Source organism: Jiangella endophytica (genome assembly GCF_003427025.1).
Lineage (GTDB): Bacteria > Actinomycetota > Actinomycetes > Jiangellales > Jiangellaceae > Jiangella > Jiangella endophytica.
The window spans coordinates 349,407-367,253 of the sequence record NZ_QVAI01000002.1; the positions used below are offsets into that span (position 1 = coordinate 349,407).

The window sequence follows — 17,847 nt, forward strand, 5'->3', positions numbered from 1 at the left end:
GTCTCCCCGGACATGCCTACAGCTGTGACGGGTCGGGAACAGCCCGCACCCCCGAGAGGAACACGACAATGCTGCAACTCCAGACATGGATGACGGTCCTGTCCGCAGAGCTGCGCGACCGCTACTCCGAGTTGACCGACCGCCGCCGCGAGCAGGGCGCCACGACGCTCGAATACGTCGTCATCGCCGCGGCGGTGTTCGTCGCCGCCGTCGCCCTGGTGGGCATCATCATCGGCGTCATCAACCGCGAACAAGCGAAGATCCAGTAGGTCATGAGCCGCCGGCCACGTGACGGGCAGCGGCGTCGCCCCCGACGCCGCCTCCCCGGACGTCCCGAACGAGGCGCGGCGACGCTGGAGCTCGTGGTCCTGTTCCCGGTCGTCCTGCTCATCACCTTCGGCGTCATCGAGGGTGCGTTGTGGTACCACGCCCGCAACGTCGCTCTCGCGGCCGCCGAGGAAGGCGTGCGGGTGGCCACCGGCAACGGCGGGTCGCTCACGGCCGGCGTCGCCGAGGCCCGCTCGTTCGCGCAGGAGGCGGGCGCCGACGGCGTGCTCAGCAGCGTCTCCGTCAGCGGCGACGGTGGCGACGTCGAGGTGACCATCACCGTCGAGGGTTCGTCGCAGAGCCTGTTCCCCGGCTGGTCCGGGCACCAGGTCTCGCAGACCGCCACCGGTCCGGTCGAGCGCTTCACCGGGCCGGGCTGACATGTCCGCGCAGACAGCACGCAGGGAGCGCGGCTCGGCCACCGTCGAGCTGGCGGTGGTCGCGCCCGGCCTGCTGATGATCATCGCATTGCTCGTGCTCGGCGGCCGGGTCACCATCGCCGGTGGGTCGGTCGAGCACGCGGCGGCCGCCGCGGCCCGCACCGCGTCCATCGCCCGCACCGAGAGCGACGCGCTGTTCCAGGGCCGCAACGCCGCCCAGGCGTCGCTGGACCAGCAGGACCTCCAGTGCGTCGGCGGACCGTCCATCCAGATCGACACCAGCCAGTTCAGCCGGCCGCCGGGCGAGCCCGCCACGGTCTCGGCCACGGTCACGTGCCGGGTCCAGCTCTCCGACGTCGCCATCCCCGGGCTCCCCGGCTCGCGGGAGATCACCGAGACGGTCGAGAGCCCGCTCGACACCTACAGGATGCGCCGATGACGGGGCGACGGCTGCGGCCCGACGGCGAACGGGGCGCCGTCGCGATCTTCGCCGTGGTCATCGTCATGGCGTTGTTCCTGGCCATCGGCCTCGTGGTCGACGGCGGCGGCCAGATCCGGGCCATGCAGCGGGCCAACGCGATGGCCGCCGAGGCCGCCCGCACGGCCGCCCAGGCGGTCATCATCGACGGCAACGGGGCAGGCCACCCGACCATCGACTTCGCCCGGGCCTGCACGGCGGCCACCAGCTACGTCACCGCGGCCGGCGGCCAGCCCACCGACTGCCGGCGCGTCGACGACACGACGGTGCAGGTCGACACCGCCATCACCTACGACAACGTCTTCCTGTCCCTGATCGGGCAGCCGACGTCCCAGGCCACTGGCAGCGCGCAGGTCCGCCTCGCGCGCGGTGTCGGTACGGAACAGTGAGGAGTACCCCCGTGCCTCGAACCCATCGAACCTCCCGCTCCCGGCACACGATGTCATCTGGGACTGACGTCAGACCTCGCGGTCGGCGATCGCGGCTCGGATCGGTCCTGCGTGGGCTGGGAGCGTTGGTCGTCATCGTCGCGGTCCTGGTCGGCATCCCGCTCGCACTGATCGCCGTCGCCGGTCAACCACTACCCGGTTCGCTGCCGAGCTGGAACGACATCACGTCCGCGCTCACCGAGCCCGACGACGGGTCACTGTTCCTGCAGGCACTCGTCCTGATCGGGTGGCTGGGCTGGATCAGCTTCGCCGTCGGCCTGGTCGTCGAGATCCCCGCCGCGCTCAGCGGCCGCAAGGCTCCGCGCCTGCCCGCGCTGCGGTTCCAGCAGCGCGCCGCCGCCGGTCTGGTCGCCGCCGTCGCCGCCGTGTTCGTCGTCGGGCCGGTCGGCGTGGCCACCGCCGCGGAGCCGATCCAGCCGCCCGCGCAGCAGCCCGCCCCGGTCACGACCACGCAGGCGACGCCGGCGCCCGAGGTGGCGACGGCCGAGACCGCGCCCGCCGCTCCCGAGACGCCCGCCCAGCCGGCCACGGTGCAGCGCACGCACACCGTCGAGCGCGGCGAGTCGCTGTGGCGCATCGCCGAGCAGGAGCTGGGCGACGGCATGCGCTGGCCCGAGATCGCGGAGCTCAACTATGGCACCCCGCAGCCCGGTGGCCGCGCCCTCGACAACACGCACTGGATCGATCCGGGCTGGCAGCTGCTGCTGCCACCGGAGCCGGCCCCGGCCGCCGTCCCGGTCGCCGACACCGGCGCCACCACGCACGTCGTGACCGAGGGCGAGACCCTCTGGGGCATCGCCGAGCAGCGGCTGGGCGACGGCGCCCGCTATCCGGAACTGGTCGACGCCTCCCGCGACACCGTCCAGCCCGACGGCGCTCGGCTCACCGACCCCGACCTCATCAGGCCGGGCTGGACCATCACCGTGCCGGGCACCGCGGGCACACCGCCGGTGGTCGGCGACCCGGTCTCACGCGAGCCGGTCCAGCCGCCGGCCGAGGAGCCGACGCCGCCGGTCGACGAGAACGTGCAGCCGCCCGCCCCGGAACAGCCGCAGGACGAGGCGCCGCCCGAGGAGGCCCCCGCGGAGGAGGCACCGGCCGAGGAGCAGCCGCCGGCCGACGAGCAGGTGCAGCCGCCGGTCGCCGAACAGCCCGGCGACTCCGAGGTCGGCGACTCCGCCACGCAGGCCGTCGGCGACGACGTCGACGTGCCCATCCGCACGGCCGCCGGCGTCGGCGCCCTGCTGGCGGCTGGTGTCCTGGCCTTCCTCGCCGCCCGGCGACGCACCCAGCAGCGCCGGCGGGAGCCCGGCGAGCGCATCGCCATGCCGGTCGGCGCGGTCGCCGCCACCGAGCGCGAACTGCGCGGCGTCGCCGACCCGATGAGCGTCGAGGTGGTCGACCTCGCGCTGCGCGGGCTGGCCGCCGACTGCGCCCGGCGTGGAGTGTCGCTGCCGCCGCTGCGCATCGGGCGGCTCACGTCCGAGCAGTTCGAGCTCTACCTCGCCGACGCCGCGGAGCTGCCGGCGCCGTTCGTCGCCACCGACCAGGGCCACGTGTGGCTGCTGCCGGCCGCCGCCGGACGCGCCTTCGACGCCGCCGAGCTGCGCGAGGTCCCGGCGCCGTACCCGAGCCTGGTCACCGTCGGCCACGGCCCCGAGGACGGCCACCTGCTGCTCGACCTCGAACGACTCGGCACCCTCGCCGTCGTGGGCGAGCGCGAGCCGTCCCGCGAGGTCATGGCCGCCCTCGCGGTCGAGCTGGCCACCAGCCCGTGGGCCGACGACCTGCAGGTCACGCTGGTCGGCACCTGCCCTGAGCTGGCGAGCGGCCTCGACACCGGCCGCATCCGCTACCTGCCGACGGTGGGCAGCCTGCTCACCGAGCTGGGCACGCGTTCCCGGCACGACCGCGTCGCCATGGCCGAGTCCGGCGCCTACTCGCTCGACGACGCCCGTGCCCGCGGGGTCGCCGTCGCCGCGTGGACACCCGAGATCGTGTTGCTCGGTGAGCCGCTCGGCCCCGACCAGGACGCGCAGCTCGCCGAGCTGGTCGAGTCCCTGCCCCGGGTGGCCGTCGCGGCGGTGACCAGCGGTCATGGTGCCGTTGGACAATGGTCGCTGGAACTGTCCGCCGCCGCGCCCGACGACGCCGTCCTGCAACCGGTGGGCGTCGATGTCCAGCCGCAGCGGCTCGACCAGCACCAGTACCGGCGCATCCTCGAGCTGCTGGGCGTCACCACCCAGCCGGCCCGGCCCTGGGTCGACGCCGGGGGCCGTCCGGCCGACGAGCCGGAGCCCGACGACGTCGGTCCCGGCCTGCTCGACAACCTCGAGGCCGACTTCGACCGGCTGGCGGCCGCGGCCGGGCCGGTCGTGGAGCCGGCCGGCGTCGACGACGTCGCCGCGGTGCCGCAGCAGACCGGCCCGGAGTCGGCCGACGAGGTCCCGGCGGCGCCCTCGCCCGCACCGGTTCCGGGCGAGGGACCGACCGTCCTGCTGCTCGGCCCGGTCGAGGTCGAGGACGCCGAGGGACCGGTCGAGCAGTCGAAGTACCGGCAGCTGACCGAGATCGCCGCGTTCATCACACTGCACCCGGGCCTCGGGCACGCGGCGCTCGACGACGCCATGTGGCCGGGCAGCCGGGTCACCCAGAACACCCGCAACACCGCCATCTCCAAGCTGCGCCGCTGGTTCGGCCGCGATACCCACGGCGACGACTACCTGCCGCGGGTCGATTCCGGCTACCGCTTCCACCCGGGCGTCACCACCGACTGGGACGAATGGCGCTCGCTGGTCGGCGACGACCCCGCGCTGGCCGGCACCCAGCAGCTGGTCGCGGCGCTCGAACTGGTCCGCGGCCAGCCGTTCACCGGCGTGAACCCGCGCCGCTACGGCTGGGCAGAGCACCTGAAGCAGGAGATGATCTCGGCCATCGTCGACGCCGCCCACGAGCTGGCCCAGCGGGCCCTGCGTGGCGGCGACGCCCACCTCGCCCGCAAGGCCTCGACCATCGGCCTGCAGGTCGAGCCCGGCATGGAGCTGCTGTGGCGCGACCGCATCAAGGCCGAGCACCTGGCCGGCAACCGCTCCGGCATCGACGACGCCATCGCCCGCATGACGGCCATCAGCGCCGACCTCGGCGACGACCTCGAGACCGCCACCGTCCGGCTGATCGCCGAGCTCACCAGCCCGGCGCCGGAACACTCGGGCGTGCCGGAACGCCTCTAGGCCCCCGCACGAGAGGGCGCCGCACCCGGATGGCCGGGGCGGCGCCCTTCGTGTGTGCCGAAGCCGATGCTGCTCAGCGGGTGCGGACCAGCGCCTGGATCTCGCCGACCGGGACGACGGTGCCGTTCCACGGGCTCTCCAGGGTGTCCGGCACACCCGGCAGGACCAGCTCGACGCCACCCATGGTGAACGTGACGTCGTAGACGAGGCGCGCCTGGGCGGCGAAGCCCGGCCGGCCGTCGAAGTCCTCGGCCGTCTGCTCGTGCGACATCTCCAGGTAGACGTGCTGGCAGGCACGCGAGCGCAGGTCGGGGTCGCAGTCGATGACGTCGGAGCCGTCGGCCGGGTCGATCTCGACGTGACTGAGGGTGCCGGTGGCCTGCAGCGGGCCGGCCACGCTGCCGATGATCTCGCCGTCGCCGAGGCCGTCGAGCATGAACCGGGTCTCGGCGCCGACGTAGGTCAGGCCGGCCGGCTGGAAGCTCATGGTGAACGCGGGGGTCTGCAGGCGGCCCAGGGCCTGCCAGCCGAGGCCCGGCAGTGCGTCCTCGTACGGCTCGATCCACCGCCACCGCGCGTAGAGTTCCTCCTGGCCAGGAACGCGGCACTGGACGAACGTGAAGATGTGGTCCGGGCCGGGCCGGGTCTCCTCGGCCGGCCACTGGTCCTCGGGCAGCGGCGACGGGATGTCGGCCCGGCAGGCCTTCGTGCCGAGGCAGAACTCGTCGTACGGCTCTTCGGTGAGGTCGCAGCGCGGGCCGTTGCCGCCCCCGCCGCCATCGCCGCCATCGCCCTCCTCGTCGGGGTCGGGGCAGATGTTGACGTATTCGAACACGCCCGGGCTGACCTGGATGAGGACGTAGCAGGGGTCGTTGGCGGGGTCGACCGCGGCCGTACGCACGCCGGCCGCCTGGCCGGGTGCGATGCCGCCCAGCAGGCCGACCAGCAGGACGGCGACGGCCGTCAGGACCTGGGACACGCGTCGGGGGGTCAGCATGTGATGGTCCCTCCAGGTTCGATCGGATCGCCGATGAGCCACGAACCGCCGGACTCGACGACTTCGTACACCACGGGATGGGGGGTCGACAGCTCCTCGGCCGGCGGGATGGTCTCACCCGTCGTGAGCTGGGGGGCCCACCCGGACTCGTCCATGCAGGCGCTGACCACCCCGGACCGGTCGACGACCTGGACGTTGACATCGCTGATGACTGGCTCGCCGACTCGGACGATGCCCTGGTCGGCGTAGCGGGAGGCGATGCCGACGTTGAGTTCGGTGGTCTCGTCGGTGGCGAGGCCCTCGAACAGCCCTGCGAGGTCGTCGGCGCGACCGCTCTGGGCCTCGACGACGGCGACGATGAAGTCGTCGAACACCGTTCGAATCTGCTCTTCGGCCTGGGCAGCGGCATCTTGGGTGACGGTGGCTGTGGGCGTGGGGGACGCGGGATCGCCGGTGTCGTCGTCGCCGCTGCATGCGGCCACGACTGCGATGCTCACCAAGCCGACCGTGAAGCGCCAGCCCGTCCGGGGAAACGAGCCGTTCATGCAGGGACAATAGCGATCAAGACGTGACACGGGCAACAGGAACGTCGTGAACGGTGGATGTCATTTCCGCTGGCCGCGCCGGAAATCCGAGCTCGCCGCGAGGCGGTTGAGGGCCCTCGCTGTGGGTAGAATCGGGCCCGAGCTGTGGCGGAGGGTTGTGCGGGTTCCACGTGAAACGGGAGCCGACGGAGCTGGTACGTCGTACAGCCCGATGTCAGAACACGGCCCAGGGAAGGACCACCTCCGGATGACCTCGCTTCGGTACCAGTTGGGCGACACCGGTCCGGCGATCGCGGAGATCCGCTCCAAGCTCACGCAGCTCGGACTCCTCGACGACACCGCGCCGGGCCCCAGCACGTTCGACGAGGACGTGGCCCAGGCGGTGCGCCAGTTCCAGCAGGAGCGCGGCCTCACGGCCACCGGTGTCGTCGACGCCACGACCTACCGGGTGCTCGACGAAGCGCGCTGGCGGCTCGGCGACCGCCTGCTGTCGTACGTGGTGGGCAACCCGCAGGCCGGCGACGACGTCATCGCGCTGCAGCGGCGGCTGTCCGAGCTGGGCTTCGACGTCGGACGGGTCGACGGCGTGTTCGGTGCGCGCGTCGGCGACGCTCTCCGCGACTTCCAGCGCAACATCGGCCTGCCCGCCGACGGCACCTGCGGGCCCAGCACGTTCAAGGCACTCGGCCGGCTCGCCCCCATCGTCACCGGTGGCCGGCCCGAGAGCCTGCGCGCCGTCGAGGCGCTGCGCCAGGCCGGCAAGCGGCTGCCGGGCAAGGTCGTCGTCATCGATCCCGGCCACGGCGGGCCCGACCGCGGCCACCGCGCGAACGGTCTCGACGAGGCCGCCGTCGTCGAGGACCTCGCCGCCCGCATCGAGGGCAGGCTGACGGCCACGGGCGTCCAGACCTACCTGACCAGGGGCCCGGGCTCCGACGCGTCGCCCGGTGAGGCCGAGCGGGCCGCATTTGCCAACGACTCCGGCGCCAACCTGCTCATCTCGCTGCACGTCGACGCTCACGCGAACCCGCACGCGTCGGGGGTGGCCACCTACTTCTACGGCAGCCGCGAGCCGGGCACCGCCAGCGCCATCGGCGAGCAGTTCGCCGGGCTGGTGCAGCGCGAGATCGTCGCCCGCACCGACCTCGTCGACTGCCGGGCGCACCCGAAGACGTGGGACCTCCTGCGGCACACCCGCATGGCCGCGGTGCGGGTCGAGCTCGGCTACATCACCAACGACGGCGACGCCGCCCGGCTGGCCGATCCCGACTTCCGCGACGTCGTGGCCGAGGCCATCGTCGTCGCCATCCAGCGGGTCTACCTGCCGTCGGGCGAGGACGCCGCCACCGGCGCGCTGCGGTTCCACGACCTGGCCACGGGCTGAGTCCGACCTGCCCGAATCGCGGGCAATGGATTAGCCACGCCCTGCCCGATGAGGCACAGTTGACCCTGGGGTACCGGTGTTTCCGGCCCCGTCGTCTGTGTCGGTCCTTGTTCCGGGAGGTGTGTACGTGAGCCAGCAGTCCAGCCCGAACCGGAAGACGACCGACGCAGCAGCCACCGGCTCACGTCTGGACTCATACGTCGACCGTTACGCCACCCGCACGCACGGCATGACGGCCTCCGAGGTGCGCTCGCTGTTCGCGGTCGCTTCGCGGCCCGAGGTCGTGTCGCTGGCCGGCGGCATGCCGAACATCTCCGGGCTGCCGCTCGACGTCGTCGGCTCACTGGTCAACGACCTCGTCGCCAAGCGCGGCATGACGGCGCTCCAGTACGGCTCCGGCCAGGGCGACCCCACGCTGCGCGAGCAGATCTGTGACGTCATGCGGCCGGTCGGCATCGTGGCGCATCCCGACGACGTCACCGTCACGGTCGGTTCACAGCAGGCGCTCGACCTCGTCACCCGCATCTTCATCGACCCTGGCGACGTCATTCTGGCCGAGGCGCCGTCGTACGTCGGCGCGCTGGGGACATTCCGCTCGTACCAGGCGTCGGTCGTACACGTCGAGATGGACGACCACGGGCTGGTGCCCGAGCGACTGAGCGCGGCCATCGACGCCGTCCGTGCCGCCGGCAAGCGCATCAAGTTCCTGTACACCATCCCGAGCTACCACAACCCGGCCGGCGTCACCATGACGGCGGCGCGCCGGGCCGAGGTGCTCGAGATCTGCCGCCGGGCCGACGTCCTCATCATCGAGGACGACCCCTACGGCCTGCTGGGCTTCGACGGCGAGGTGCCGCGCGCCATCCGGGCCGACGACGCAGAACGGGTCATCTACCTGGGCTCCTTCTCCAAGACGTTCGCGCCGGGTCTGCGCGTCGGCTGGGCGCTGGCGCCGCATGCCGTCCGCGAGAAGCTCGTGCTCGCCGCCGAGAACAGCGTCCTCTGCCCGCCGGCGTTCAGCCAGCTCACGGTCTCCGAGTACCTCGCCGGCCACGACTGGATGGCGCAGGTCAAGGACTTCCGCGAGACCTACCGCGAGCGGCGCGACGCCATGCTCGAGGCGCTCGACGACCTCATGCCGGCCGGCGCGCACTGGACCCGTCCGTCCGGGGGGTTCTACGTGTGGCTCACGCTGCCCGAGGGCATCGACGCCAAGGCCATGCTGCCGCGCGCCGTCACCAGCCGGGTGGCCTACGTTCCCGGCACCGCCTTCTTCGCCGACGGTTTCGGTGCGCGCTCCATGCGGCTGTCGTACTGTTACCCGACACCCGAGCGCATCCGCGAGGGCGTTCGCCGGCTGGCGCAGGTCATCGAGCAGGAGATGGAGCTGCGCACCACGTTCGGGGCCTGGAGTGCCGCACAGCGGCCCGGACTCGACGCACCGGCGCCAGACCTGAGTTGAGGGGTTTCGTTCCAGCATGAGTGATCTGGGCCGCGTTCTCGTGATCGCCGGCGGTCTCTCGCACGAGCGCGACGTGTCGCTGCGTTCGGGCCGTCGGGTGGCCGAGGCGTTGCGTGAGGTGGGTCTCGACGTCGAACAACGCGACGCCGACGCCGACCTGCTCCCGTCGCTGCGCCAGGACGCTCCGGACGTCGTGTTTCCGCTGCTGCACGGTGTGTCGGGCGAGGACGGCGCCATCCAGGAGGTGTTGACGCTGGCCGGGCTTCCATACGTCGGCTCGGCGCCGGCGGCCTGCCGGCTGGCGTTCGACAAGCCGGTGGCCAAGGCCATCGTGCGGCGGGCGGGCATCGCCACGCCGGCGGCGACCGTGCTGTCGCAGTCGACCTTCCGCGAGCTGGGCGCCGCCGTGCTGCTCGATGCCCTGGTCGCCCGGCTCGGGCTGCCGCTGGTGGTCAAGCCCGCCCGCGGTGGGTCCGCTCTGGGCACGACGGTCGTGCGTTCGGCCGGCGAGCTGCCCGCGGCCATGGTCGAGTGCTTCGCCTACGGCGAGCGAGCACTCATCGAGCAGTGGATCGACGGCACCGAGGTCGCGGTGTCGGTCCTCGACACCGGCGACGGCCCGAACGCGCTGCCCGGCGTCGAGATCGTGCCGGAGTCGGGCACCTACGACTACCACGCCCGCTACACCGCCGGAGCCACCGAGTTCTTCGTGCCGGCCCGACTCGACGCCGACGTGGCCACGGCGGTCGCCGAGGTCGCCGTGGCGGCACACCGCACGCTCGGACTCAGCGACCTGTCGCGTACCGACGTCATCGTCGACCACGACGGCGTCCCGTGGCTCCTGGACGTCAACGTCGCGCCGGGCATGACGGAGACGTCGCTGCTGCCGCAGTCGGTCCAGGCGGCCGGGCTCGACCTCGGTGTGCTGGCCCACGAGTTGCTCGCCGCCGTCGTCGACCGGCATCTGCGCACCGCCGGCTGACTCGCATTCGTCCGGTCGGTGGGTGCGGAAGCCGTCTCCGCCCGCCTCGCTCGGATGCCCGCAGCCTACCCCTGACGGCATCTCCACCCACCGACCTGGCTGACCTGTCGGCTCGCGGTCCGGCCGACCTGGATCACGGTGCTGTCCACCGGCCTCGCTGGTGATTCGCGGCGGGTCAGGCGGGTGCGCCGTCACCGCCCGCGTCGCGCACCTGCTTCGCCATTCGCGGGTCGATGGTGCCGACGATGCGCTCGAGGTCGTCAATGCTGGCGAACTCGATGGTGACCTTGCCCTTGTTGCGGCCGAGGTCGACCTTCACCCGGGTGTCGAGCCGCTCTGAGAGCGCCGACGCGATGTCGCCGAGCCGCGGCGCCACCGGGCGGGCGGCACGACGGGCTCGGGCTTTGGGGGTCTCGGCGTCGTCGAGCGCCACGATCTCCTCGACGGTACGGACGCTGAGCCCTTCGGCGACGATTCGTTGCGCCAGCCGCTCCTGGGCGGCGCCGTCGCCGAGACCGAGCAGGGCGCGTGCGTGCCCGGCGGACAGAATGCCCGCGGCGACACGGCGTTGCACCAAGGGCGGCAGCTTCAGCAACCGCAGCGTGTTGGAGATCTGCGGCCGGCTGCGCTTGATGCGCACGGCGAGCTCGTCGTGCGTGCAGCCGAAGTCGTCCAGCAGCTGCTGGTAGGCGGCCGCTTCTTCCAACGGGTTCAGCTGGCTGCGATGAAGGTTCTCCAGCAGCGCGTCGCGCAGCATGTCGTCGTCGCGCGTGGTGCGGACGATGGCCGGGATGGTGGGGAAGCCGGCTTCCGTGGTCGCCCGCCACCGCCGCTCGCCCATGACCAGCTCGTAGCGGCCGGTCTCCAGCTGCCGGACGACGATCGGCTGCAGGAGGCCGACCTCCTGGATGGAGGAGACCAGCTCGGCCAGCGCGTCCTCGTCGAAGACCTGCCGCGGCTGCCGGAGGTTGGGCACGATCGCGTCGACCGGGATCTCGGCGAACGTGGCGCCGTCGACGGGCAGCAGTTCGTCGTCGTCATCGGGCGCCGTTTCACGTGAAACATGCGGCGCGGAGCCGTTGGAGGCCGGTGTTCCGCCTGGGAAGAAGACGTCGACCGGCGACTTGCGCAGCGCATCGGCGCTCGCCGGATCCGCCGTGGGGATGAGGGCGCCGAGACCGCGCCCCAACCCCCGCCTCTTCTCAGCCATGAATCGTCTCCCCATGTGTGCTGCCCGATGCTCCCCGCTCCGCGATCTCGCGCGCGGCTTCCAGATACGACAGCGCGCCACTGGAGGCGGCGTCGTACGTCATCACGGTCTGGCCGTAGCTCGGCGCCTCGCTGATGCGCACCGAGCGCGGGATCGCCGTCTTCAGGACGGTGTCGCCGAAGTGCCGGCGGACCTCCTCCGCCACCTGCGCGGCCAGTCGCGTGCGGCCGTCGTACATGGTGAGGAGGATCGTCGAGACCGCGAGATCGCGGTTGAGGTGGGCCCGGACCATGTCGATGTTCTTGAGCAGTTGGCTCAGACCCTCGAGGGCGTAGTACTCACACTGGATGGGGATCAGCACCTCGTCGCCGCCGACGAGAGCGTTGACCGTGAGCAGGCCGAGCGACGGCGGGCAGTCGATGAACACATAGTCGTACTCGACCCCGGGTGTCTGCAGGTGCTGATCGAGGGCCTTCCGCATGCGCGACTCGCGGGCGACCATCGAGACCAGCTCGATCTCTGCGCCGGCGAGGTCGATGGTGGCGGGCACGCACCAGAGGCCGTCGATCTCTTCGACCTTCTGCACGACGTCGCCGATGGCGGTCTCCTCGACCATGACGTCGTAGATGCTGGGGATCTCCGCGTGGTGGTCGATGCCGAGCGCCGTCGACGCGTTGCCCTGAGGGTCGAGGTCGATCACCAGGACGCGCAGGCCGCTGACGGCGAGCGCGGCGGCGAGGTTCACCGTCGTGGTGGTCTTGCCGACCCCGCCCTTCTGGTTCGCGACGACCATGATGCGGGTCTGGTCTGGTTGCGGCATCGGCGCCGTGCGCCGACCGACCGCCATGAGCGCCACGGCGGCCTCACGGGCGATCGGGGTGTCCAGGTCGGCCAGTGAGCCGGACATCGCGAACTCCGCGAGGTCGGCCGTCGAACGTACGTGGGTGCTCGCGGCCGGTTCGGCCGGTCGGTCGCCCGCATTCACCGAAATCTCACGCTCCAGGTTCGACGGTCCGCCCGTCGGATCAATGGTCCCACTGATGAGCGGCCAGCCGTGAGGCGACCGCCGTTCCCCCGTAGCGCTGTCGATTGCGACGACCCCACCGGCCACGGGCCATCCCAGGCCCGCCACGACGGTGGCATCGGTCATCTGTTCGTCCTCCGTTGTCGTGCACCTTGCTTCGGCGCCGTCCCCGTACGTCCGGCGACCACGACGGCGACACGCGCGGCCGGGTCGACCACGCCTGCGCCGGCTTCTTCAACTCTCCATGACGTCGCGCCCATTCTCGCCAATGACGCGGCGGAATCGCGCAACTCTTCGGAAACCGACTGCCCTTTGAGCGCCAAAAGCACTCCACCGGGACGCAGCAGCGGCAGCGTCCAGCCCGCCAGCCGGTCCATCGGCGCGACCGCACGGGCCGTCACGACGTCGAACCGGGCTCGGGGCCGGACGTCCTCGGCCCGCGAACGCAGCACGCTCACGCCGTCGAGCCCGAGCGCCGCCACGGTCTCCGCCAGGAACTCGCTGCGTCGCAGCAGCGGCTCGATCAGGACGACCTCGAGATCGGGCCGGGCGATCGCCAGAGGTATACCCGGCAGGCCGGCGCCGGAACCCACGTCGGCGACGGTTCGGCCCTCGTCGACCAGCTCGGCCACGACCGCGGAGTTCAGGATGTGCCGGTCCCAGATCCGAGGGACCTCGCGCGGGCCCAACAGGCCCCGTTCGATGCCAGGGCCGGCGAGCTGCGCGGCGTAGGCCGCCGCCAGCTCCAGCCGGTCCCCGAAAACGGCGGAGGCCGAGTCCGGCACGGCGAGAACGTCGTCCAAGACTCGGCCTCCTGAGAATGTCAGCGGTGTCGTTTCACGTGAAACACGCACCACTAGGCGGGCATCACCACGACGTAGCGCCGGGGCTCCTCGCCCTCGGACTCGCTGCGCAGGCCCGCCTCGGCCACAGCGTCGTGCACGACCTTCCGCTCGAACGGCGACATGGCGCCCAGCGACTCCGGCTCGCCGGACGTACGCACGGCCTCGATGACCCGCTTCGCCAGCTCCAGCACCTCGGCCCGCCGGTTGGCCCGGAAGCCACCGACGTCGAGCATCAGCCGGCTGCGCTCGCCGGTCTCGCGCACCACCGCCAGCCGGGTCAGCTCCTGCAACGCCTCGAGCACCTTGCCGTTGTCGCCGACCAGGGCATCGAGGCCGTCACCGACGATCGAGACCACCGCGCGGTCGCCTTCGACGTCCATGTCGATGTCGCCGTCCAGATCGGCGATGTCGAGCAGTTCTTCCAGGTAGTCCGCCGCGATGTCGCCCTCGCGTTCCAGCCGCTTCGCCGGGTTCTCCCCGGCCTCGGTCTCTCGTTCCTGCGCCGCATCGAGTTCCGTGCCAGCGTCGCTCACCGTCGACTCCTTCTACGTTCGTTGTGGGGCGGGTCCGCTGCCCGCCGAGCCCTGCTGCCGCGCGGTCGTCGCCGCCGGCTACTTCTTCTTGCGCTGCGAGCGCGTCGTCTTCTTCGGCTGCCGCCGGACGACCTCGGTCTCCTCCGGCTGCGCAGGCTGGCCCGCGTCGGGCGTCGGCAGCTCGATGCCCTTCTTCCGTGCCTTCTCCTCCATGCGCCGCTGATGCGCCTTCTCCGCGTCGGTGCCGGGCGCGGGCATGCGGCGGATGACGTACAGCTGCTGGCCCATGGTCCAGAAGTTCGACGTCAGCCAGTAGAGGACGGTGCCGAGCGGGAAGTAGACGCCGGAGAACGCGAACACCAGCGGCAGCACGTACAGCAGGATCTTCTGCTGCTGCGCGAACGGGCCCTCGAGGGCCTCCTTCGGCATGTTCTTGCGCATGATCTGGCGCTGCGTGATGAACTGCGTGGCGCACATCAGCACGACCATCACCGCGGCGATGATCCGGGTGTTGATGCTGTCGGCCCCCAGGAACGTGTCGGCCAGGCGGGCGCCGAAGATCTGCGCGTGGCCGGCGGACTCGAACAGCTCCGGCTGGCTGGTGAACGCGCCGCGCTCGTGCCCCTTCGCGACACCGTCGAGCACCCGGAACAGGGCGAACAGGAAGGGCGCCTGGAGCAGGATGGGCAGACAGGACGCGAACGGGTTGGTGCCCGTGTCCTTGTACAGCTTCATCATCTCTTGCTGCAGGCGTTCGCGGTCGCCCTTGTACTTCTTCTGCAGCTCGCGCAGCTGCGGCTGGAGGATCTGCATCCTCCGCTGCGACTTGATCTGCCGTACGAACAGCGGGATCAGCAGGATGCGGATGACCACGACGAGGCCGATGATGGCCAGCGCCCAGTTCACGCCGTCGTGCCCGATGCCGATCAGCTGCTCGAAGACCCAGTGCCAGCCGATCATGATCCAACTGACCAGGTAATACAGCGGCGCGAGGATGGTATCCACGGGTGTATCAGACTCCTCGGAGAGAGGTCGGTGCGCCAGGCGGCAGGTCCGCCCGCGGCGCGGAAGCTCCATGCGACGGAGCCGCGAGCGGCTCGTCGTCGCCGTCAGTCCCGGCGGCCCGGCCCCACCAGCGGTAGTTCTCGCGAGTGGGTACGAGGTCGACGCCGCCGGCACACCAGGGGTGGCAGCGGCCGAGCCGACGCAGGGCCAGCCAGCTTCCGCGTAGGGCACCGTGCCGCTCCACCGAGCTCAAGGCATACGCCGAGCAGGACGGGTAGTAGCGGCAGGTCTGCCCATACAGCGGGCTGATGACGAGGCGGTAGCCCTTGAGCAGAGCCACCAGGATGGTCTTCATCGCCGACGCTCCGTTCGGGACACGGCGCGGTCGATGGCCGCGTCGAGCTCACGCGCCAGAGCGGAGCTGGGAGCGCCGGCGATGCCGGGCAGCGCCCGGACCACGAGCTTGGAGCCGGTGGGGAGCCGATCGACCCGTTCGGCGAGGAGGTGGCGCAGCCGGCGGCGTACGGTGTTGCGCATCACTGCACCCCCAACCGTGCGTCCGACGACCAGACCCACCGACGTTGGTCCCGCATCTGCTGCCCCGGCGGATTCGCCGGCGGGCATCAGGTGCACGACCATGGTCGGCCGCCCGACGCGAACCCCACGGCGCACGATCACCCGGAAGTCGGCCGAGCGCCGGAGGCGGTGCTCGGCCTTCAGCACCTCTGATCGTCGAGCGAGCGCAAGCGTGCCAGCCGGATCAGGCGGACAGCTTGGCACGGCCCTTGCTGCGACGGGCGGCGAGGATGGCACGGCCGGCACGCGTACGCATGCGCAGCCGGAAGCCGTGAGTCTTCGCACGACGGCGGGTGTTCGGCTGGAAGGTGCGCTTGACCACGTCCGGGCTCCTGTGTCGATCGATGAGATGTGCGTGCTTCTGGTGCCGTGCGGGACCGATGCATCCCCGGACAGTCAAGCCCGGGCATGACAACGGAAGCCCTCGTCGGACCGATTTACGGTACGCGGTGGCCGCGTCTCAGGTCAAACTCGGCAACCCGACGGCGCCCGGACGGCGGCAACTGCTCATCATGGCAGCCTGGGAGAGCCCATGGCCGGCAGCGACACGCGGCGTGTCTGGGGGCAACCTGTGGACATCAGTTGAAGCGCTGGCCACATGTTGTTAGCGTCGCCTGCTCCAGCACGCTGTCCGTCCGGTACGGCACCACGGTATCGACACCGCGTTCGCGCAGGTCACAATGGAGCGGATGGAGACAAAAGCGCACGTGTCGACACCCTCCACACCCTGTGGACGACCGTGTGGACAACGACAACGGGGGTGGCCAGCCAGTTGCCGCCGGTTTGGAGGGAACTGTGGCAGACGAGGCCGGAACCGATTTCGCGACCGCCTGGGCCAAGGCTCTGACCGATCTGGAGTCCATCGAGATCGGACCGCAGCAGCGCGCGTTCCTGTCGCAGGCCCGTCCCGTCACCCTGGTCGAGGGCACCGCCGTCATCTCCGTTCCGAGTGACTTCGCGCGCGCGCAAGTCGAGCAGCGGCTCCGCTCGCACATCGTCGACGCGCTCTCCGAAGTACTCGGACGGCCGGTCGGGCTAGCCGTCAGTGTGGCGCCGCCGCCTGACGGCGTCGCGCCCGACTCCGTGCCTCCTCCGCCGCCGATGAGCGGTGGCTACCTCGACGCGCCGACCTCGTCGTCGGTCGACACCGAGGAGATCCCGCTGGTCAGCGCCGCTGCCGAGGCGCCGGCATTCGTGCCACGACCGCCGGCCGAGGCACCCGCCCGGCGCGGCGACGTCGAACCGCACCTCAACCCGCGGTACACCTTCGACACCTTCGTCATCGGCTCGAGCAACCGGTTCGCGCACGCCGCCACCGTCGCCGTCGCCGAGGCACCGGGCAAGGCGTACAACCCGCTGCACGTCTACGGCGAGTCCGGGCTGGGCAAGACCCACCTGCTGCACGCCATCGGGCACTACACCCGGACGATGTACCCCGGCACGCGGGTTCGCTACGTGAGCTCCGAGGAGTTCACCAACGACTTCATCAACTCCATCCGCGACGACAAGGCGTCGGCGTTCCAGCGCCGTTACCGCGACGTCGACGTCCTGCTCATCGATGACATCCAGTTCCTCGAGGGCAAGATCCAGACGCAGGAGGAGTTCTTCCACACGTTCAACACGCTGCACAACGCCAACAAGCAGATCGTCATCACGTCCGACCGGCCGCCGAAGCAGCTGTCGGCGCTGGAGGACCGCCTGCGCAACCGGTTCGAGTGGGGCCTGACCTGCGACGTGCAGCCGCCCGACCTCGAGACCCGCATCGCGATCCTGTCCAAGAAGGCCACCCAGGACCACCTCAACGTCTCGCCCGACGTCCTGGAGTACATCGCCAGCCGCATCGCCACGAACATCCGCGAGCTCGAGGGCGCCCTGATCCGGGTCACGGCGTTCGCCAGCCTCAACCGTCAGCCGGTCGACCTCTCGCTGGCCGAGATCGTGCTGCGCGACCTCGTGCCCACCGACTCCGGTCCGGAGATCACGGCCGCCACGATCATGGCGCAGACGTCGGCGTACTTCGGCCTGACCATCGAGGACCTGCAGGGCACCAGCCGCAGCCGGGTGCTCGTCACGGCCCGGCAGATCGCGATGTACCTGTGCCGCGAGTTGACCGAGCTGTCGCTACCGAAGATCGGCCAGCACTTCGGCGGCCGCGACCACACGACGGTCATGCACGCCGAGCGGAAGATCCGCACGCTGATGGCCGAGCGACGCAGTGTCTTCAATCAGGTCACCGAATTGACCAACCGCATCAAGCAGCAGGCCCGGCAGTCATGACGGTGACCGGCGCCGCGACGGCCGGGGAAGCACACGCACGCGGGGTGATCGACTTCTCACAGGCTGTGGACAAGTTTGTGGACATGAGTGCCATCGCCGTGGACCGGGACGGGGAAAGTGTCACCCATCGGTGGACAACCTCG

The 17,847-nt window shown here is 71.2% G+C and carries 19 protein-coding genes; 9 read left to right on the plus strand and 10 right to left on the minus strand.

Annotated features, from left to right (window positions below):
- The first annotated feature begins 68 nt into the window (after positions 1-68).
- From DZA62_RS05955 to DZA62_RS05975, 5 genes are all read left to right on the plus strand, one after another.
- A complete protein-coding gene (locus tag DZA62_RS05955) occupies positions 69-269 on the plus strand; it encodes a hypothetical protein (RefSeq protein ID WP_157574545.1) in 201 nt (66 codons plus the stop codon).
- Positions 270-362: 93 nt separating this feature from the next.
- Positions 363-707 carry a TadE/TadG family type IV pilus assembly protein gene (locus DZA62_RS05960; protein WP_198663457.1) on the plus strand — a complete coding sequence of 115 codons (345 nt, stop codon included), beginning with the start codon at positions 363-365 and terminating at the stop codon, positions 705-707.
- A gap of 1 nt (position 708) precedes the next feature.
- Positions 709-1,146 carry a TadE family protein gene (locus tag DZA62_RS05965; RefSeq protein WP_116947878.1) on the plus strand — a complete coding sequence of 146 codons (438 nt, stop codon included), beginning with the start codon at positions 709-711 and terminating at the stop codon, positions 1,144-1,146.
- On the plus strand, positions 1,143-1,574 hold the full coding sequence (locus tag DZA62_RS05970) for a hypothetical protein (RefSeq protein WP_116947880.1): 432 nt from the start codon (positions 1,143-1,145) through the stop codon (positions 1,572-1,574). The genes DZA62_RS05965 and DZA62_RS05970 overlap by 4 nt, the downstream gene beginning before the upstream one ends.
- Before the next feature lie 125 nt (positions 1,575-1,699).
- Positions 1,700-4,864: a LysM peptidoglycan-binding domain-containing protein gene (locus DZA62_RS05975; RefSeq protein ID WP_116947882.1), complete on the plus strand. Its 3,165-nt coding sequence runs from the start codon at positions 1,700-1,702 to the stop codon at positions 4,862-4,864.
- A 73-nt stretch (positions 4,865-4,937) separates the two neighbouring features.
- On the opposite strand, the gene DZA62_RS05980 is transcribed toward DZA62_RS05975, so the two are convergent.
- The gene (locus tag DZA62_RS05980) at positions 4,938-5,861 is read right to left on the minus strand and encodes a hypothetical protein (RefSeq protein WP_116947884.1); all 924 of its coding nucleotides are present in this window, start codon (positions 5,859-5,861) and stop codon (positions 4,938-4,940) included.
- Positions 5,855-6,406: a hypothetical protein gene (locus DZA62_RS05985; RefSeq protein WP_116947886.1), complete on the minus strand. Its 552-nt coding sequence runs from the start codon at positions 6,404-6,406 to the stop codon at positions 5,855-5,857. The genes DZA62_RS05980 and DZA62_RS05985 overlap by 7 nt, the downstream gene beginning before the upstream one ends.
- Before the next feature lie 247 nt (positions 6,407-6,653).
- Here DZA62_RS05985 and DZA62_RS05990 point away from each other — a divergent pair, with 247 nt between their 5' ends.
- The 3 genes from DZA62_RS05990 (at position 6,654) to DZA62_RS06000 (ending at position 10,234) form a co-directional block, all read left to right on the plus strand.
- Entirely contained in the window at positions 6,654-7,790 is a 1,137-nt protein-coding gene (locus tag DZA62_RS05990) for an N-acetylmuramoyl-L-alanine amidase (protein ID WP_116947888.1), read from the plus strand.
- A 127-nt stretch (positions 7,791-7,917) separates the two neighbouring features.
- On the plus strand, positions 7,918-9,252 hold the full coding sequence (locus DZA62_RS05995; protein WP_232827274.1) for an aminotransferase-like domain-containing protein: 1,335 nt from the start codon (positions 7,918-7,920) through the stop codon (positions 9,250-9,252).
- Positions 9,253-9,268: 16 nt separating this feature from the next.
- Entirely contained in the window at positions 9,269-10,234 is a 966-nt protein-coding gene (locus tag DZA62_RS06000) for a D-alanine--D-alanine ligase family protein (protein ID WP_116947889.1), read from the plus strand.
- Between the two features lie 175 nt (positions 10,235-10,409).
- Here the strand turns inward: DZA62_RS06000 and DZA62_RS06005 are convergent, their stop codons facing one another.
- The 8 genes from DZA62_RS06005 to rpmH form a co-directional block, all read right to left on the minus strand.
- On the minus strand, positions 10,410-11,444 hold the full coding sequence (locus DZA62_RS06005; RefSeq protein WP_116947891.1) for a ParB/RepB/Spo0J family partition protein: 1,035 nt from the start codon (positions 11,442-11,444) through the stop codon (positions 10,410-10,412).
- Positions 11,437-12,351, minus strand: coding sequence for a ParA family protein (locus tag DZA62_RS06010; RefSeq protein ID WP_116948153.1), 915 nt, complete (start codon positions 12,349-12,351; stop codon positions 11,437-11,439). Before DZA62_RS06010 ends, DZA62_RS06005 begins: the two co-directional genes overlap by 8 nt.
- Before the next feature lie 239 nt (positions 12,352-12,590).
- Entirely contained in the window at positions 12,591-13,271 is a 681-nt protein-coding gene (gene rsmG, locus DZA62_RS06015; RefSeq protein ID WP_116947892.1) for a 16S rRNA (guanine(527)-N(7))-methyltransferase RsmG, read from the minus strand.
- 53 nt (positions 13,272-13,324) lie between these two features.
- Positions 13,325-13,846, minus strand: a complete 522-nt coding sequence (locus DZA62_RS06020; RefSeq protein WP_116947894.1) for a Jag family protein — start codon at positions 13,844-13,846, stop codon at positions 13,325-13,327.
- A 78-nt stretch (positions 13,847-13,924) separates the two neighbouring features.
- Positions 13,925-14,851, minus strand: a complete 927-nt coding sequence (gene yidC, locus DZA62_RS06025; protein ID WP_198663458.1) for a membrane protein insertase YidC — start codon at positions 14,849-14,851, stop codon at positions 13,925-13,927.
- A gap of 7 nt (positions 14,852-14,858) precedes the next feature.
- Entirely contained in the window at positions 14,859-15,206 is a 348-nt protein-coding gene (yidD, locus tag DZA62_RS06030; RefSeq protein WP_116947897.1) for a membrane protein insertion efficiency factor YidD, read from the minus strand.
- The gene (gene rnpA, locus DZA62_RS06035; RefSeq protein ID WP_116947899.1) at positions 15,203-15,574 is read right to left on the minus strand and encodes a ribonuclease P protein component; all 372 of its coding nucleotides are present in this window, start codon (positions 15,572-15,574) and stop codon (positions 15,203-15,205) included. Before rnpA ends, yidD begins: the two co-directional genes overlap by 4 nt.
- A gap of 37 nt (positions 15,575-15,611) precedes the next feature.
- The gene (rpmH, locus tag DZA62_RS06040; protein ID WP_053203721.1) at positions 15,612-15,749 is read right to left on the minus strand and encodes a 50S ribosomal protein L34; all 138 of its coding nucleotides are present in this window, start codon (positions 15,747-15,749) and stop codon (positions 15,612-15,614) included.
- Between the two features lie 473 nt (positions 15,750-16,222).
- Here rpmH and dnaA point away from each other — a divergent pair, with 473 nt between their 5' ends.
- Positions 16,223-17,704 carry a chromosomal replication initiator protein DnaA gene (dnaA, locus tag DZA62_RS06045; protein ID WP_269813849.1) on the plus strand — a complete coding sequence of 494 codons (1,482 nt, stop codon included), beginning with the start codon at positions 16,223-16,225 and terminating at the stop codon, positions 17,702-17,704.
- Positions 17,705-17,847 lie beyond the last annotated feature (143 nt).

Bases quoted from the DNA above. Each gene is read 5' to 3' on its own strand.
- DZA62_RS05970 (WP_116947880.1), top strand. From the start codon at position 1,143: ATGACGGGGCGACGGCTGCGGCCCGACGGCGAACGGGGCGCCGTCGCG.
- DZA62_RS06005 (WP_116947891.1), bottom strand. From the start codon at position 11,444: ATGGCTGAGAAGAGGCGGGGGTTGGGGCGCGGTCTCGGCGCCCTCATC.
- DZA62_RS05985 (WP_116947886.1), bottom strand. From the start codon at position 6,406: ATGAACGGCTCGTTTCCCCGGACGGGCTGGCGCTTCACGGTCGGCTTG.
- DZA62_RS06000 (WP_116947889.1), top strand. From the start codon at position 9,269: ATGAGTGATCTGGGCCGCGTTCTCGTGATCGCCGGCGGTCTCTCGCAC.
- DZA62_RS05965 (WP_116947878.1), top strand. From the start codon at position 709: ATGTCCGCGCAGACAGCACGCAGGGAGCGCGGCTCGGCCACCGTCGAG.
- DZA62_RS06010 (WP_116948153.1), bottom strand. From the start codon at position 12,351: ATGTCCGGCTCACTGGCCGACCTGGACACCCCGATCGCCCGTGAGGCC.
- DZA62_RS05955 (WP_157574545.1), top strand. From the start codon at position 69: ATGCTGCAACTCCAGACATGGATGACGGTCCTGTCCGCAGAGCTGCGC.
- DZA62_RS05980 (WP_116947884.1), bottom strand. From the start codon at position 5,861: ATGCTGACCCCCCGACGCGTGTCCCAGGTCCTGACGGCCGTCGCCGTC.
- yidD (WP_116947897.1), bottom strand. From the start codon at position 15,206: ATGAAGACCATCCTGGTGGCTCTGCTCAAGGGCTACCGCCTCGTCATC.
- DZA62_RS05990 (WP_116947888.1), top strand. From the start codon at position 6,654: ATGACCTCGCTTCGGTACCAGTTGGGCGACACCGGTCCGGCGATCGCG.